At 40.7% G+C, this 16672-nt stretch carries 15 protein-coding genes; 2 read left to right on the top strand and 13 right to left on the bottom strand.

What is annotated here, in order from left to right; all coding sequences use genetic code 11:
• Positions 1–152: 152 nt before the first annotated feature.
• On the top strand, positions 153–1880 hold the full coding sequence (locus H6F39_RS14385) for a succinate dehydrogenase/fumarate reductase flavoprotein subunit (RefSeq protein ID WP_137906574.1): 1728 nt from the start codon (positions 153–155) through the stop codon (positions 1878–1880).
• Between the two features lie 306 nt (positions 1881–2186).
• On the opposite strand, the gene rpsU is transcribed toward H6F39_RS14385, so the two are convergent.
• The 13 genes from rpsU to H6F39_RS14320 form a co-directional block, all read right to left on the bottom strand.
• Positions 2187–2366 carry a 30S ribosomal protein S21 gene (rpsU, locus tag H6F39_RS14380; RefSeq protein ID WP_028084685.1) on the bottom strand — a complete coding sequence of 60 codons (180 nt, stop codon included), beginning with the start codon at positions 2364–2366 and terminating at the stop codon, positions 2187–2189.
• A 101-nt stretch (positions 2367–2467) separates the two neighbouring features.
• On the bottom strand, positions 2468–3757 hold the full coding sequence (locus tag H6F39_RS14375; RefSeq protein ID WP_137906573.1) for a hypothetical protein: 1290 nt from the start codon (positions 3755–3757) through the stop codon (positions 2468–2470).
• A gap of 297 nt (positions 3758–4054) precedes the next feature.
• Positions 4055–5554: an Ig-like domain-containing protein gene (locus tag H6F39_RS14370; protein ID WP_137906572.1), complete on the bottom strand. Its 1500-nt coding sequence runs from the start codon at positions 5552–5554 to the stop codon at positions 4055–4057.
• Positions 5555–5658: 104 nt separating this feature from the next.
• Positions 5659–6426, bottom strand: a complete 768-nt coding sequence (locus tag H6F39_RS14365) for a TIGR03943 family protein (protein ID WP_137906571.1) — start codon at positions 6424–6426, stop codon at positions 5659–5661.
• 172 nt (positions 6427–6598) lie between these two features.
• Positions 6599–7654 (bottom strand): permease, encoded by a 1056-nt coding sequence (locus tag H6F39_RS14360; protein WP_190371726.1) that lies wholly within the window; start codon positions 7652–7654, stop codon positions 6599–6601.
• 330 nt (positions 7655–7984) lie between these two features.
• Entirely contained in the window at positions 7985–8563 is a 579-nt protein-coding gene (locus tag H6F39_RS14355; protein WP_190396903.1) for a Uma2 family endonuclease, read from the bottom strand.
• A 232-nt stretch (positions 8564–8795) separates the two neighbouring features.
• A complete protein-coding gene (locus tag H6F39_RS14350) occupies positions 8796–9335 on the bottom strand; it encodes a Uma2 family endonuclease (RefSeq protein ID WP_137906568.1) in 540 nt (179 codons plus the stop codon).
• 35 nt (positions 9336–9370) lie between these two features.
• Positions 9371–10156: a BMC domain-containing protein gene (locus H6F39_RS14345; RefSeq protein ID WP_137906567.1), complete on the bottom strand. Its 786-nt coding sequence runs from the start codon at positions 10154–10156 to the stop codon at positions 9371–9373.
• A 100-nt stretch (positions 10157–10256) separates the two neighbouring features.
• Positions 10257–11024: a transferase gene (locus H6F39_RS14340; protein ID WP_137906566.1), complete on the bottom strand. Its 768-nt coding sequence runs from the start codon at positions 11022–11024 to the stop codon at positions 10257–10259.
• Between the two features lie 153 nt (positions 11025–11177).
• Positions 11178–12839 carry a ribulose bisphosphate carboxylase small subunit gene (locus H6F39_RS14335; RefSeq protein WP_190396902.1) on the bottom strand — a complete coding sequence of 554 codons (1662 nt, stop codon included), beginning with the start codon at positions 12837–12839 and terminating at the stop codon, positions 11178–11180.
• A gap of 114 nt (positions 12840–12953) precedes the next feature.
• The gene (locus H6F39_RS14330; RefSeq protein ID WP_028084695.1) at positions 12954–13259 is read right to left on the bottom strand and encodes a EutN/CcmL family microcompartment protein; all 306 of its coding nucleotides are present in this window, start codon (positions 13257–13259) and stop codon (positions 12954–12956) included.
• A gap of 6 nt (positions 13260–13265) precedes the next feature.
• Entirely contained in the window at positions 13266–13610 is a 345-nt protein-coding gene (locus H6F39_RS14325; protein ID WP_015080435.1) for a carbon dioxide-concentrating mechanism protein CcmK, read from the bottom strand.
• A 104-nt stretch (positions 13611–13714) separates the two neighbouring features.
• On the bottom strand, positions 13715–14023 hold the full coding sequence (locus H6F39_RS14320; RefSeq protein ID WP_027401081.1) for a carbon dioxide-concentrating mechanism protein CcmK: 309 nt from the start codon (positions 14021–14023) through the stop codon (positions 13715–13717).
• A gap of 641 nt (positions 14024–14664) precedes the next feature.
• Here H6F39_RS14320 and H6F39_RS14315 point away from each other — a divergent pair.
• Positions 14665–16521: an NAD(P)H-quinone oxidoreductase subunit F gene (locus tag H6F39_RS14315; protein WP_190396901.1), complete on the top strand. Its 1857-nt coding sequence runs from the start codon at positions 14665–14667 to the stop codon at positions 16519–16521.
• The last annotated feature ends 151 nt before the right edge of the window (positions 16522–16672 follow it).

Genomic DNA, 16672 nt, shown 5'->3' with positions numbered 1-16672 from the left:
AGATAAAATCGTAGTCAGGAATTTAGTTCTATCTTTAGACCTGAATACAAACAAACGATGATAACTTTTGATAATAACTTTTTGTGACAATTGCGTAAGTCCTAATCAAGGACGGGGAATTTTTTATCATCTTTTATCATCAGTGATTGACAATGCTAGAACATGATGTAATTATTGTTGGTGGTGGTTTGGCTGGATGTCGGGCTGCGGTGGAAATCGCCCGCATTGACCCTAATTTAAAGGTGGCGGTAGTTGCTAAGACTCACCCCATTCGCTCTCATTCTGTGGCTGCTCAGGGCGGTATGGCCGCATCTTTGAAAAATGTTGATGATCAAGATTCCTGGGAAGCTCATGCTTTTGACACTGTTAAGGGTTCTGATTATTTAGCGGATCAAGATGCAGTGGCAATTTTAACCCAAGAAGCACCAGATGTGGTGATTGATTTAGAACATCTAGGGGTGTTGTTCTCTCGTTTACCTGACGGTCGCATTGCTCAACGGGCTTTTGGTGGCCATTCTCATCACCGTACTTGTTATGCTGCTGATAAAACCGGTCACGCGATTTTACATGAATTGGTAAATAATTTACGCCGTTATGGTGTCCAAATTTATGAAGAATGGTATGTAATGCGTCTGATTTTAGAGGACGGCCAGGCTAAGGGTGTGGTTATGTTTCATCTTGTGGATGGAGATGTTCAGGTACTACGAGCAAAGGCTGTGATGTTCGCTACAGGGGGCTATGGTCGCGTTTATAATACGACCTCTAATGATTATGCCTCCACTGGCGACGGTTTGGCAATGACGGCGATCGCTGGTTTACCTCTACAAGATATGGAATTTGTTCAGTTTCATCCCACTGGGTTGTATCCGGTGGGGGTGTTGATTTCGGAGGCTGTAAGGGGTGAAGGAGCTTATTTAATTAACGCTCAAGGGGATCGGTTTATGGCTAATTACGCCCCCAGTCGCATGGAATTAGCCCCTCGTGATATTACCTCACGGGCGATCGCTTATGAAATCCGTGCTGGTCGTGGTGTAAATACTGATGGTAGTCCCGGTGGTGCTTTTGTCTACCTGGATTTACGCCATCTGGGTAAGGAAAAAATTATGAGTCGTGTTCCTTTCTGCTGGGAGGAGGCCCATCGTTTGGTTGGTGTGGACGCTGTAACTCAACCTATGCCAGTACGTCCCACGATTCACTATTGTATGGGTGGTATTCCTGTGAATACTGATGGTCAAGTCCGTCATAGTGCTGATGGTTTTGTTGAAGGCTTTTTTGCCGCAGGTGAGACAGCTTGTGTCTCTGTTCACGGTGCTAATCGTCTCGGTAGTAACTCTTTATTAGAATGTGTAGTTTATGGCAAAAGAACCGGAGCAGCGATCGCTAATTATGTCCAAAATCGTCAATTACCATCAGTAGATGAAGCACGGTACATCAGGGAATCCCAGGAAAAAATTCAAGCTTTAATAGCACAACCTGGACAATATCGAATTAATCAAATTCGTCAATCTTTTCAAGATAATATGACTGAATATTGCGGCGTTTTTCGCACCGCAGAATTAATGGGTCAGGGTTTGGAAAAAATAGCTGAATTACAACAGCAATATTCACAAATATACTTAGATGACAAAGGAAAAAGCTGGAATACAGAATTAGTTGAAGCCTTAGAACTACACAGTTTAATGGTAGTAGGACAAACCATTTTAGCGTCGGCCTTAAATCGTCAAGAAAGTCGTGGCGCTCATTTCCGAGAGGACTTTTCTCAAAGGGATGATGTCAACTTTCTTAAACATACAATGGCTTATTATTCATCAACAGGTATTGATATTCAATACCGTCCAGTCACAATCACTATGTTTACACCAAAGGAGCGAAAATATTAATTAAATTAAAGTTATCATTCATCTGTTTAGTATGGTAATTGATAATTGATAATTGATAATTGATAATTTGCTGGTGCGAAAACATATTTTGCTCGCTTGTTACTTATTAATGCTAACACCCAATAACCATGGGTGTAGCATATTATTATATTTATAAGCGTAGAAAAAAGCTGTCTGATAAATAGTTAAAGCTCTTAGGAAATCCTAAAATGATAAAACTAACTAATTTCCACCCAGCAATTAACCTTTACAGTATATCTTTAGCTTATAACATCTCAAGCAAATTTTGTAGCCACCGAAATATGTTTATCTAAAACGCCGGTTACGTCTAATAGCAACTGCTTTACGTTTACGCTTTTCCAAAGGTGTTTCAAAGTGTCGCCGAGATTTTACATCAGCTAATATACCAGCTTGAGCAACTTGGCGTTTAAAACGACGCAAAGCCGAATCTATGCTTTCATTTTGTCCTAAAAGCACCTGAGTCATTCTTATCCTGCCCTTAATTGATTGATGATTTTCATTTTGAAAATTTTCATTCTCAAAAAGCATTTTATCAAAAACTTGATCAGAAATAAACTCTTCACAAGTTACTTAGGTTTGGGTTGAAAATTCGGTAATTCTACAGATGCTAAAGATTTCCGTCCCTTGGGTGGTCGTTGGGGATAAATCAATGGTGAAGGTGATTTATGTGCAGATGTATCAGATGTATTATGATCTAAAGATTGATCATCTGCAACATCTAACCAATAATCTTCCATTTCCACCTCTGTAGAAGTGATTGGTAATGCCGGCACTGGTGATAATAGCAAATTTTGCTGATCATGGTTTTCATTAGTAGCTAATGGATTAATTTCTAGCTTTACATCCTGATTGATTGTTATTTCTGTTTGTGGATTATTTTCCAGATTCAAGGACAGATTTTCCCAAATAAATGTATCATCGTCATCAGGATGATGAATATTTACCTCTCCTGCTGTTGCTTGTGAAATTACTTGAGGTAATGGACTAGTAAAAAGCTGATGGGTGATATCATCCTGTGGCAGACTTTCCGGTAATATTTCAGAACTAGCTACAGTTTCCACCTTACCCGTTATTGACTGGGAGATCAATGGTTCTTGATCGTGGCCATAGTCATCAGAAATAGTTGCCTTTGGTGGCATCCAGGGATTATGTATAGAATCGCTTGGAGAATCTGTAACTCCAGACCAAGGTTGAATAGGTTGAGCGTTGGGGAACAAAGATCGAGCTTTTCTAGAAAATCTAGTTTGTTTGTGAATAACATTGTATGGGTGATGACCATCATTCTCTACATAAATCCCATCACCGGGAATTGGTGTATCCAGACATTTTTCCAAAGCCGACTTAAATTGTAAAGTCTGTCGTTGTTGACGCATAAGTCTAGCCCGCAATTCACGACAAGTATTTTCCGATTGTAATAGCTGCTGGGACTGTTCACCATAATTACTTTGTAGCAAAGAACATTCCCGTTCTAAACGCGCTAAACGTTGTTGGCTAATTTCCATAAGGGATTTATAACTCTCTATACAGACTTCCTGGCGTTGAACCGTTTGTACAGATATTTCTAACTGTTGATATAAAGACTGAATTTGCTCACCCGCAGCGGAAAGTTCTTGAGATTGTTGTTTAAACATGGACTCAGTAACACTAGAGCGTGTTTTCTGCCATTGCAAAATTTTTTCTGCTTCCGCCAATTCCGTTTTTAACTGCTCTACTTGAGCGTATAAATCATTATTAGCTGTGCGTAATTCTGTATTTAAGTTTAGTAGTTGCTGAAATTCTAAATTGACCTGTGCCTGTTGATCAATGTCAAGTTCTGCAATCAAGTCCTGTTGGTTGCTGTCTGCCAATTTTTCCATAACTACGGTTTCGTGTTTATCATCTGTACTTAGCCGATAGCGTCGCGTTCTTGAAGGCTAATGGGAGGTAAATTTGTTATGCTCACTATGGTTATGATCCACAAATACCTAACCAATATCAATCCTTTGACACCAACAAAATAGTCAATAGATATTAAATCTACAAATTACGATTGTGAATTAGTTCCACCCTGAAATTGTAGGGGGCAACGGCCGTTGACCCCTACTTGTACCGAAAACTCCCAATCTAAAATCTAAAATCTAAAATCTAAAATTTTTTGGTCAGTTGTCAATCAATTAAGGTAGCCAATGGGGATGAAAGCCGACGAGGGGTAATTGTTCTGGTTTAATATCAATGTTAGTATTATCAGGGATGGGTAGCAAGGGCATTAACCAAAGAGTACTACTAGCAATCGGTTCACCATCCTCAGTTTTTAAGGTATTTGCAGGTAATGGTGTAGTATTATTGTTGATGGGAATTACTTGGTCAAATAATAAGCCTAAACCGTCAGGCGCTAAACTGGTTTGGACATTGCGTTGAGCAGCAGGTAGCAGTAGTAGTGGTTTTTGCATTCCTGTTTTCAAATCAATGGCCAGTAAATAAGGCTGTTCCAGATATTGTTCCTGAGAAATAAGTTGTGTCAGTAAGCAGTAAAGAGTGGGGGACGCAGGATCAAACTGACAACTAAGAATAGAGCCTTTAGTCTTTAATAATTGCTTTTGTACACCTTGATTGGTTACCAAAAACAAATCCCGCGTATAATCAGTATTAAATTTGACCATTGCCGCCTGGGAGCCGTCTTTAGAAAAGGCTTGTACTAAGCCAAATTGGGGAAGAAAATCTAGGGGTTTGTTGCTATTACCGTCTAAAGAAACAATTGCTGTTCCCTGACCTTGGGAAACTGCTACGGCTTTGCTGTCTGGTGTAATCAAAAAATCCCCACCCGGTTGTCCTTGTAAGCGTTTTGGGATGGGTTTTTCTGAATAAATATCATTGCTAGTAGGTAAATACCAGAGAGCAAAATCACCAGGGTTATCCCGTTTACCTCTTTGAATAACAATAGTTTCTCCATCTGCTGAAAGGTCAAATTTCAGATTTTGATATTCTTTGTTATCCAAAATCAAGTCAACCTTCCCGGCTGCTTTTGCTTCCTTACCAATTTGACTAGAAATACCCGTAGTAACAGTATAAATTTGGGCTGAAAGTAGGTCGGGATTTTGAGAAGAACGAGCAGAAAATACAATTTTTTCACCATTAGGGAATGGCTCAAAATCCATAACAATTAAGTCTTTGGGGGTAAGAACCTTTTTTTGTTCTTTGGTCAAATTATAAAGTACCAACTGCCCTGGAAATTCTTGACTAGTTCCAATATAAAGGATAACGCGATCGCGGGTGGTAAAACTACCATTAAAAGGCTGCATAACCCGGTTTTTTCCTTCTGCTTGGGAATATTTGTCTCTACCTTTTTCTAATTTAACTTGGTAAGTTGTGCCATAGGGGGCTGGTGTCAGCAGTGTATACACCATTCTTCTTCCCGCCCAACTAATTTTACCAGCCAAAGGTGGATCTATTTTCAGATTTTCCTCCACACTTTTGATATCCATAGGCCGACTAAAATTCAGAGAAAATGAAACATCATCCGCTCCAATTTGTTGTTTTTCCCAGGTAAAATTGCGGACAACAGGTTTGACAACATCACCTTTCCAGATGATTAACCCTATGAGCATACTTAATAATAGCATCAGGGCGATCGCAATTCCGTCTAATGGTTGAATAAATTTATAAGATTTGCTCATCTAACAATTTTGGATTTTGGATTTTGGATTTTGGATTTTAGATTGGCCATCTTTTGTATATTTAAGAAGCACAAGCAAAAGTTAAAGGGATCATCTACTGCTGATTAATAACTGTAGGGATTTTGAGGTTGGGGAATTTTTTTCAGAGAATTGGCCGCAATAGTTAATTGGCGCTTTTGGGCAATGGTTTGAGTTGTCATTTGTCCTTCCACTTCTAACCATGTATCAGGTGGGTATTGTTGACGAGACGAACTTGGTAATTGCACTGGTAATCCTACTGGATAAGCATCTGCGGCACAACAAGTGAGGATAAATCGGGCTAAAAATATATATTCTTGACTAACATTAGGTTGGTGAATCACAAATCCCTGCACCTTTACCTTTTGTCCCGTATATGCGTCTGGTTCAGGATATACATTTAGTGTTCTTACCCAGTCTACAAGCGATCGCTCCTCTGGACGAACCTGAGCGCGAAATGCTTGGGGTTGGACACGAGTTGCACCAATTAATTCTGTCACACCCCGATCCAAAGCTGTTTGACTAGCAAAAGCACGGGGTGTAATCATTAACCCTAGAATTGCGGCTGTTAATAGCAGGAAACTACCCCAACCAGGGGGAAATACATTAATGTGCAAAGCATTAGCCTTATCTAGTTGGCGGCGGTGTTTCCACAGTTGTAAACCTTTAAAAAAACCAATAATTAACAAACCTATACCACCGACAATGGCTAACCAAAAGTAATCAGGGTGAATTAACAAATACAGTTTACCTGTTAGCCAGTATTTCAACATTAAAATACCCCAAGCTGTAATAGCGACCACATCTAACCAGGGTATGAATTTATTTGAGGCTTTGATTTGAGAATTTGACATTTTGTCGGTAATAGGTGAAGTGGTAATACATTAGGACTTACGCACAAATTACGGAATAATCAACCACATATCGAAGCGAGCGAAAGCTGCACTAAGGCCTAGCAACCCTGGTGATAGCAGCAGAGGACACCAAGGAAAAAGCGTTTCTCCAGTTTGCGTCAGTCCCATGATCTCAGATTACGTGCAAATTCATGAATAAAGTGAATAAAAGCGTCAATTGTCCGGCTAAGAAAAAAAGATAGATCAGAGCTTTCGGCTTAAAAATGGATAACATTAAACCAATACCTTTAATATCAATCATCGGTCCAAATACTAGAAATGCCAATAATGACCCGCTGGTAAAAGTAGAAGCAAAAGATAAAGCAAAGAAGGAATCAACCGTAGAACATATTGATACAACTCCTGCTAAAACTAGCATGGCTAAAATGGAGCTAACAGGACCTGCTCCCAGACTAAGAATGAGTTCACGGGGGGCTAAAACTTGGATAGCAGCAGCTATGGCACTGCCTAATACCATAACTCCGCCTAATTCCCGCAATTCTTGGACAATATTATCTAATACAGACTGGAGTTTCTCTGGTAAAGGTTTACTAAAGTTAGGAACTGTAGCCACTTCACTGTAATAATCATCTATGCGTTTTGGTTTTCCCGTTGTTCCACCCAGAATATAAGTTCCCGATTGCAATAAACTAGGCCTATTGGTTTGCAGTTGTAATTGGGATTGTTTTCCCCCGCGTGTTGTTTTTGCTTGAGTAGGGGGGTTAAATTTGAGGTAACGAGCTATACTTGGTTGCAAAAAGGGAATTAAGTCTGATTGAAAACTGAAAATAAAACCAATAATGGTAGCAATGGCTAGAGAAAATACCACTCTTAACACTACTATTTCTGGTTGATCACGGAATGCAGTCCAAGTTGACCAGATGACAATTGGGTTAATTGTCGGTGCGGCTAATAAAAAGCCCATTGCTACTGGTGTAGGTACTCCCTGCATTAATAACCGCCTAGCCACAGGTACATTACCGCACTCACAAACTGGAAACAAAAGACCCATTGTACTGCCGAATAAAGCCCCCAGCAGGGGATTTTTGGGCATTTTTTCGACCAATTTACTCTCATCAATAAAAAACAGTAGTACACTGGAGAAAAATACACCCAGCAGTAAAAAGGGCATGGCCTCAACTAGCAGACTGAGAAATAATGTAAAACCATTGTTCAGTTGATTCGTCATGCGTTGCAGTCAACAGCGGTTGGTGAGTTTTAGGGTTTTGTTTTGTCATATTACCCGATGGGGTAGCATCTGCCCAGGGGATTCACCCCCCAGACGGGATCAATAAATTAATAATAATAGCAGGGAATAGGCAATATGGAATAGAGTTGAAATTTTCAACCAAAAATATATATAAATAAAGTCGGGATTAGCATAGCCACGACTCTAAACGGGCGCCGAGACAGAGTAAGACTAGCAACAGTCAGCATCAGTCAGTGAAGCGTTAAGTGTTTCCCCGTCTCTTTAGAGCGGTGAGTATGTCAATCTAACTATATTTTTGTTATTTTAATGCTATGCTAATTCCTCAAAAACAATATCCTCATAAACCGACTCAATGGGAAAACTTAAATCAATACTTCGTAGCTCGATATTATCCCCCGACTGATAATTAAAAATCTCCCAATTACCGCGATCATTTTTGCGGTATAAATCAATCGCTATTTTCTCAGCATCAACCAAAACATAATCTTGCAAACTAGGATTGCGACGATACAATCTAAATTTATCCCCTCGGTCATAATTGGCTGTACTCGGAGCTAAAACCTCAACAATTAAACAGGGATATTGAATTGCTTGGGTTGCAGTGCGATCGCTATCTTCGCAAGTAACGCTCACATCAGGATAAACATAATCGTTCGTTTCCAAAATATTTACACGACAATCGGAATTACCAACCTGACAACCACCACCCTGTAAATGACATTTAACAATAAAAATAATATTACTAGCAATTCGTCCATGATTTTGAGTTCCCCCACTCATAGCGTAAATTTCACCATTAAGATACTCATGGCGAAGTAATTGTTTCTCTTCCCAGGCAAAATATTCTTCGGGTGTTAACTTAGGAAACTTATCTTTTACAGCAATCATTTTTTGTTACCTCATCTGTAATCGACACAAAGTAAAATCGCATTACCAGACTTTCCTTAGCAGCCACTCAGCAGCCCCCCCCCATTGTTCCTGTTAGGCGATCGCTAGTAATAGTAATATTTCTGATTTTTAGGACAAAATACAACATCAATAATAGAAAAAAATAGAAAAAATCCGAATCAACCGATTGTGACATCAGGGGTGCGGAATGTGGGTTTAATCATCATCCAAACTACTCAAAAACAGGCGACCAAATTTCCGAAATTGCCACTTCCCAACCAGGTAATAAATCAGGAAGAGTTAAAATATCACCATCTTTGAAAATCACCGTTTCTCCATGACAAGAAACCTCTACAGTTCTTGTTTTGGGATTAATTAAAATCCCAACTTTTGCACCTAAATTCATAAAATCTTCAATCTTTTTTCTCAGTTTATCTAAGGAATCAGTTTTAGATTTTACTTCAACTACTAAATCAGGAACTAATTCTGCATAATCTTCCGTTGATTTTTTCAGGCGATTAGCACAAACAAAAGATACATCAGGCGCACGTAAATCAGAATTTGGTAATTTAAACCCCGCACTAGAACCAACTACACGCCCTAGTTTACGAGGTCTTACCCAGTTACCCAAAATTCGCGCAAACTCAGTACCTACTTCTTCCGATTCATAACCTGACGGACTCATAATAATGATACTCCCATCTACTAATTCCAGGCGATAGTCAGGATATGCTATCTGTATTTCTTCTAGTTCTTTGACTGTAAAAGACATGATCGTTTTCTCCTGAAATACTACTCCCCGTGATATTATTCATCATGCCAAATTTCTTCCTTCACCCTCACAGGCAATTTCGCTAAATCTGGCAACTCCACCGCCTCCACATCTGTGATTTTATCTTTAATATTAATAGGTATATTCACTGGTTGGCGTTCTTCCATCCAGCAACTAGCCACAGGTAAAGTTTCTTCTAACTCATCTAATGGCCGAGGAATCACCATAACTGCATTTAACTCACCAATGCGTTCCGCTTCAAACATTCCCGCTTCCACTGCTACAGCTACATTAGCCACTGAACCACGAATGATAGCCGTACATAAACCAGCACCAATTTTTTCATAGGAGGCTAAATGCACATCAGCAGCTTTCAGCATGGCATCACAAGCTCCCACCATGGCTGGAAAGCCGCGAGTTTCCACCAGCCCAATGGCTTGATTACTCAAACGACTGTATCTACCATCTTCCATGAATTTAGTCAGACGGTTAATCGGTAGAACTATATCTAAATTAGGATAGGGACGGGGAATGACCAAACTAGACACCAACTGTCCAAACTGTTCAGCAGTTTGTACACCTGCTTCTACAGCCAATCGCACATCCGCGATACCACCTCGGACAATAGCGGTACAATGACCACTACCAATTTTTTCATAGCCAACTAAGTGGACTCCAGCCGACTTTAACATCATGTCAGCCGTGCCAACTATAGCGGGGAAACTGAGAGTTGAGACTAAACCTAAAGCAGTATCTTTGAGGCTATCACGGCGACGTGGTGCATGAATATTGCTCAAAGCACTTTCATTATATGTTTCCATCTGCATTTTCCAGGATAAGGTTCGTATAGCGTCTTCAATCACAGAAGAATGAAAACTAGCATTTGAATATGGACTTGGGTTCACACTTCATACTTAACACTTAACCTGAAGAATTGTCAGAGTTTTGATTGCCCAAAGATTGTCTATGGGGAAATAATGTACTCAGCAGCCTATTTATGCTACCTTGTCCATAAATTTGTGTACCAAAAATATTGTGAGTTTCAAGATTCGACTGACTGGGTTTTAAGTTCTCAGAGCATTCTTCTGTAGAATCCGGGAGCGTAGTTTCTTTAGATGTAGAATCACTTACCACAGCGGTTTCTTCTACCGGAGGAGACTGGCTTTTCGGTGTGGGTGAAGGTGGAGATACGGGTGTAGATTGGTGTTTAAATTCCAGAAAAGCCGCCACCGAGAGTTGAGTTGAGGAAATTACTTGTTCCTCTTTCTCTGGTTTCTCTGGTTTCTCTGGTTGAGAATTAGAAGACTCCGGTTTTTCCGCTGACGGTTCAACAACCTGCCGACTAGTATCCCCCAAAATTGAACCAGGGGCAATCACTTGTCCTGGTGCTACGGAATAGTTAAAAACCGTTGTCGCTGCACCAATACAGGCATTAGCCCCAATTTTACCTTGACCAACCATCAAAAAACCGGCTCCCAGGTTTGCTCCTGCTTCTATTTCTAGGATACCCTCGCTCACTTGGAGAATTGACCCCATACCCAGGCATACCCCAGCACCAATCACAATTCTACTGTTAGTAGCTGCTTGGAGAATTATTCCCGGAGCTAATACCGCACTGGGATGAATAATCACGTCGCCATAAATATGTGTATCAAATCTATCGCTCAGTTGTAGCAGCGATACTGACATGAAATTACCTCGGAAGCCGGAAATGGACGATATATTAGCTAATGGGTAATGGGTAATTGGTAATGGGTAATGGGTAATAGGTAATTGGTATTAAATGATTATTGTCTCTTACCTCTTGCCCTTTCCCTCTTGCCCTTTCCCTTTTCCCTACTCCTATGGACGCTGAATAATTGCTTCTAATACGCGGCGTTTTGCTTTGGGGTCTGTCCCCACTAAACGCACATACTCGCCTGGATATTCAGAAACATACCCTTCTAATGTTGCGATCGCTTCTCGTTCAGATGTAGTCTGAATTTGACCCGCAACTGTCCAAGTACCTGTGCGGAAGCGGCGTTGGTCTACGTGTTCAACCGCAATTTTTGCACCACTGGACAACAATTGGCGCAATTGATCTACTGTTTCCGCGCTTAGACGGGTGCTGGTAACTGTCGCCGTTGCTGTCGCCGTTGCAGTTGCAGAATTTGTACTTGTAAATGATTTGGTGCTACCAGAAGACGCTACGAGTCCGTTTGGTCTTTGGATAATTGCTTCCAATACGCGACGTTTAGCTTTGGTGTCAATGCCAATTAAACGCACATAATCACCTTTATGGGACTCTATACACTCTTCTAAAGCAGAAATAACTGCTTGAGTAGATGTAGATTGAATTGGTTCACAACTATTCCAAGAACCTGTACGGAAACGTCGTTCATCTACGTATTCTGTGCCAATCTTGTAACCACTGGTCAAAAGTTGACGAATTTGATCTAGGGTTTCCGCACTCAATTTCCCACTACCAACGGCATTACCGTTACCATTGTAATTGCCAATGGATGCAGCAGCGGGAGCTTTAAAGCTAGATGTACCAGCGACTACACCATCAGGACGTTGAACGATTGTTTCTAATACCCGTCTTCTGTTGTTATCAATACCAAATAGACGCACATATTCACCGCTATGGTCTCGCAAACAGGATTCTATAGCAGAAACCGCCTCACCTAAAGACCGGGTTTCAATGGCTTGACAACTCTGCCAAGAACCCGTACGGAAACGTCTTTGGTCTACGTGTTCTGTGCCAATTTTAAATCCTTGTTCTAGTAGATAACGTAATTGATCTACTGTTTCTGTACTTAAGCTATAGCTGGCCACGTCACTGCTCCTTTCTAACTCTTCAATTTCAATGCTTGTATAAGATTTATCTGCTGCAAGATTAAGTTCATCCCGAATGGGCGCAATACACTTGCTATCTGCGGCGCAGTGATAACCAGCCCGCAAAGCCTGATTAATTCCGACTACATGGTGAGCAAATTCTTGATCCTGCACCTGGACATCTGGTAATCTATCCGCTTGCTGCTGAGTAGTAATTATTGATCCAGATGCTACGTATTTACCCGGTGGAATTTCTACATCTTGAATTAATGCGTGCATCATAATAATGCACCCTGCACCTACTCTGGCATTAAATACCGTAGAACGAAAGCCAATAAAACAACTATCGCCAACGTAAGCAGGTCCATGAATTAGTGCCATGTGGGTAATGGAAGCACTTTTGCCAATCCATACCGAGTATTTCTGGCCATCATCACCAATAACTCGGCCTTGCTCCAACCCATGAATAACTACACCATCTTGAATATTAGTATTTTCACTAACACAAAAAGGTGTACCTTCATCTGCTCTAATGGAAGTTCCTGGAGCAATTATGACATTTGCACCTATATTGACATCACCAATTAGGTTACAAGAAGAGTGTACAAATGCAGTTTTATCGATATTGGGTTCGGCTAAACTCCTTGACCACGGGGTTGGGGGTGCCGCCGTGCTGCGGACTACCATTGCGAGATTCCTCCTGAAATAAGCTTTTTGTCATTGGTCAGTTGTCAGTGGTCAGTTGTCGGTTTTTACTTCTTTTCTGTCACCTGTCACCTGTCCTCTGTCACCTGTTCCTGACTATCTATACTGGTCTTTTTTGCTGTAAATGACACGATCTTCAACATAAATGGTATCTATAATTGCCACCACTGCTGCATCTAAGGGTCGTTGTTCATTGCCCAGCACTTGACGAGCAGCACTGCCGCGACTGACAAGTACCCACTCATTCACTCCTGCCCCCACACTATTATCGGCTGCTACCTCGTATACTGGCAGGAGATTGCCATTTTCATCTACCAATTGCAACATCAGCAGTTTCACACCCCGCAGACTGGGATCTTTTTGGGTGCTAGTTACTGTGCCACGAACTCTGGCAATTTGCATGATTAATTATGGTCTTCTACCGAAAGGGCGAATTGTGTTCACACCTTCCCGGAATTGTTCTACATCTTCTGTATACCGAATTGGGAGGACATATTCTAAGTTTTCGTGAGGACGCGCAATGATGTGTGTAGATAGCACTTGTCCACCGTTAACACGCTTCACTGATTCTACCCCAGCACCTACTGAAGCTTGAACTTCGGAAACGTCACCACGGACGATAACTGTCACCCGACCACTACCGATCTTTTCATATCCTACCAAAGTAACACGCGCAGCTTTTACCATCGCATCAGCAGCTTCTACTACTGCGGGAAAGCCTAATGTTTCTACCATTCCTACTGCAATTGACATTTTTTTGTCCTTAAATTAAATTTTTACCTGTATCCAGATTTAATTTCAAACCACCAGTCTCGTTAATGATTTTCGTTTAAATGGTCAGCCTTTCCACAACTAGACTAAGCGCGAAACTGTTCTACTGCTTCTGTATAACGAATTGGCAAGACGTATTCTAAGTTCTCGTGGGGACGGGCAATGATGTGTGTAGACACTACTTCACCACCGTTGACTCTTTTGGCTGCTTCAATACCAGCCGCAACTGAAGCTTGCACCTCAGAAACATCTCCCCTCACAATCACTGTAACGCGAGCGCTGCCAATTTTTTCATATCCTACTAAGGTCACACGGGCAGCTTTTACCATGGCATCAGCAGCTTCTACTACTGCGGGAAAGCCTTTAGTTTCAATCATTCCAACTGCAATTGGCATCGCAGAACTCCTCAAAAATTAATCGTTTTAGAACTAGCGGTGGAAATTTTGGCCGGGGATGCTCACTTTCCAAAATACCGCCATATTTAAGCTTATGAAACCTTGGCATCCTTGGCAACATAAATTACTATAATAGTTTGTCATAAAATATATTTAAAAAACTTAACAAAACTTTATACTGTCCTTTGTGGTCTTCAAATTCACTGATCCCTAGAGTGACAGCTTATGCTTTATAATTTCTTTATCACTTTTAGAACCACTACAGTTTACAGCCTAAGCTAATTCTTTGATAAGGAGGACTGGCATAGGCTAGGTATGTGATAGATGGGCTATTGGCTAGATATTTTACTTGGCTATTTTTATAAATACTGGGTGAAAATTCGCCAATTTTACAAATGTACATGAAAAACTAATTTAAAACAGCAGCAAGGGAAAAATGTTCTTTAATCAGAGAATATCTAAAATATGACAGCATTATTTAATGACTCGATCAAAGGCTATTTTCAAGCAAATATGCCTAAGATATTTAGCTAAAAAAATTAAGAAAACATAGATTTTCTCGGAAAATTTTGTTTTTGAGCAAAGGATTATTTAAAGGCTGTTTAAGAGAATGGAAACTCAGTTGTCAAGGAAGATTTTAAATGAATGAATTTCTATTTTTAACAAGTTGGTTCGTCCCTCTTTATAGTTTACTAGGGGCAATTTTAACTTTGCCTTGGAGTATAGGAATTATCCAACGCACAGGACCTAGACCTGCTGTATACTTGAACTTGCTGACTACCATCTTAGGTTTTATTCACAGTCTATTAGTATTTAAAGATGTTTGGAATCGAGAGCCAGTACATCTACTAATAACTTGGTTTCAAGCTGCTGATTTCCAATTATCCTTCGCTTTAGAAATTTCTGTGGTCAGTGTGGGAGCAACTGTTTTAATTACCGCACTAAGTCTATTAGCACAAATTTATGCCCTAGGCTACATGGAAAAAGACTGGTCTTTAGCCCGATTTTTTGGTCTATTAGGATTTTTTGAAGCCGCTTTGATTGGTTTAGCAATTAGTGATTCCCTCTTTCTCAGTTATGCTTTGCTGGAGGTTCTCACTCTTTCCACCTATTTACTCGTAGGATTTTGGTATGCTCAACCTTTGGTAGTTACAGCAGCACGAGATGCCTTTTTGACGAAACGGGTAGGCGACCTATTACTATTAATGTCCGTTGTCACCCTTTCTACTCTGGCTGGTAGCTTAAATTTTTCGGATTTGTATGAATGGGCGCAAACTGCTGATTTAAACCCAGTTACATCCACTTTACTCGGCTTGGGTTTAATTGCCGGTTCTGCTGGTAAGTGCGCCCAATTCCCACTGCATCTGTGGTTAGATGAAGCTATGGAAGGTCCAAACCCAGCTTCGGTGATGCGAAACTCTTTGGTGGTAGGTGGAGGCGCTTATATTCTCTACAAGATTCAACCATTATTATCTTTATCCCCTATTGCTTTGGATACTTTAGTGGTGGTGGGAATAATGACAGCAGTGGGCGCAACATTGGTATCTATCGCCCAAATTGATATTAAGCGAGCGCTATCCCATTCTACTAGTGCCTATATGGGATTGGTGTTTTTGGCGGTGGGTTTAGAACAAGGCGGAGTAGCCTTAATGTTACTCCTCAGTCATGCTGTAGCCAAAGCCCTATTATTCATGAGTTCTGGTTCAGTTATCTATACCACCCAAACCCAAGACTTAACAGAAATGGGGGGTTTATGGTCAAAAATGCCAGCTACAACCACAGCCTTTGTTGTCGGTTCAGCAGGTATGGTGACACTACTACCATTAGGCAGTTTCTGGGCAATGTTAGCATGGGCTGATGGACTGGTCAGAGTTAGCCCCTGGGTAATTGTGGTTTTAATCTTAGTTAATGGCCTCACAGCTTTGAATTTAACTAGGGTATTCCGGTTAATTTTCTGGGGAAAATCTCAACCAAAAACCCACCGCGCCCCAGAAGTCGCCTGGCCAATGGCATTACCAATGGTGACTTTAACTATACTAACATTATTGTTACCATTAATGTTACAACAATGGTATTTATTACCTAGCTGGGAAAGTTTAGATGGGTATATAGTTGGTTCTCTATTCGCTTCCACTCTGGCTGGAGTAACTCTTGGCGCTACCATTCATCTTCACAAAGCTTGGTCAAGATCCAGAATTTTAATCTGGAGATTTTTGCAAGACTTATTAGGCTATGATTTTTACATAGACCGCATTTACCGCTTAACGATTGTAAGTGCTGTAGCGCTGTTATCCAAGATATCCGCGTGGAGCGATCGCTTTTTGGTAGATGGTTTAGTCAACTTAGTCGGCTTTGCGGCAATTTTTAGCGGACAAAGTTTGAAATACAGCATTTCTGGTCAATCCCAAGGCTATATGCTGACAATTATCTTCGTTATTAGCATCCTGGGTTTTTTCATTAGTTTTTCGTTGGGTTTATTCGATAAGTTGCCTTTTTAGGAAACAGGGAACTGTCAACTGTCAACTGTCAACTGTCTACTGTCAACTGTCAACTGTCAACTGTCAACTGTCAACTGTCAACTGTCAACTGTCAACTGTCAACTGTCAACTGTCAACTGTCAACTGTCAACTGTCAACTGTCAACTGTCAA

Source organism: Dolichospermum sp. FACHB-1250 (assembly GCF_014696335.1).
In the GTDB taxonomy this organism is placed as follows: Bacteria; Cyanobacteriota; Cyanobacteriia; order Cyanobacteriales; family Nostocaceae; genus Dolichospermum; species Dolichospermum planctonicum.
This window is presented reverse-complemented; position numbering and strand designations above follow the sequence as displayed.

Bases quoted from the DNA above. Each gene is read 5' to 3' on its own strand.
- H6F39_RS14385 (WP_137906574.1), top strand. From the start codon at position 153: ATGCTAGAACATGATGTAATTATTGTTGGTGGTGGTTTGGCTGGATGT.
- rpsU (WP_028084685.1), bottom strand. From the start codon at position 2,366: ATGACTCAGGTGCTTTTAGGACAAAATGAAAGCATAGATTCGGCTTTG.
- H6F39_RS14375 (WP_137906573.1), bottom strand. From the start codon at position 3,757: ATGGAAAAATTGGCAGACAGCAACCAACAGGACTTGATTGCAGAACTT.
- H6F39_RS14370 (WP_137906572.1), bottom strand. From the start codon at position 5,554: ATGAGCAAATCTTATAAATTTATTCAACCATTAGACGGAATTGCGATC.
- H6F39_RS14365 (WP_137906571.1), bottom strand. From the start codon at position 6,426: ATGTCAAATTCTCAAATCAAAGCCTCAAATAAATTCATACCCTGGTTA.
- H6F39_RS14360 (WP_190371726.1), bottom strand. From the start codon at position 7,654: ATGACGAATCAACTGAACAATGGTTTTACATTATTTCTCAGTCTGCTA.
- H6F39_RS14355 (WP_190396903.1), bottom strand. From the start codon at position 8,563: ATGATTGCTGTAAAAGATAAGTTTCCTAAGTTAACACCCGAAGAATAT.
- H6F39_RS14350 (WP_137906568.1), bottom strand. From the start codon at position 9,335: ATGTCTTTTACAGTCAAAGAACTAGAAGAAATACAGATAGCATATCCT.
- H6F39_RS14345 (WP_137906567.1), bottom strand. From the start codon at position 10,156: ATGGAAACATATAATGAAAGTGCTTTGAGCAATATTCATGCACCACGT.
- H6F39_RS14340 (WP_137906566.1), bottom strand. From the start codon at position 11,024: ATGTCAGTATCGCTGCTACAACTGAGCGATAGATTTGATACACATATT.
- H6F39_RS14335 (WP_190396902.1), bottom strand. From the start codon at position 12,839: ATGGTAGTCCGCAGCACGGCGGCACCCCCAACCCCGTGGTCAAGGAGT.
- H6F39_RS14330 (WP_028084695.1), bottom strand. From the start codon at position 13,259: ATGCAAATTGCCAGAGTTCGTGGCACAGTAACTAGCACCCAAAAAGAT.
- H6F39_RS14325 (WP_015080435.1), bottom strand. From the start codon at position 13,610: ATGTCAATTGCAGTAGGAATGGTAGAAACATTAGGCTTTCCCGCAGTA.
- H6F39_RS14320 (WP_027401081.1), bottom strand. From the start codon at position 14,023: ATGCCAATTGCAGTTGGAATGATTGAAACTAAAGGCTTTCCCGCAGTA.
- H6F39_RS14315 (WP_190396901.1), top strand. From the start codon at position 14,665: ATGAATGAATTTCTATTTTTAACAAGTTGGTTCGTCCCTCTTTATAGT.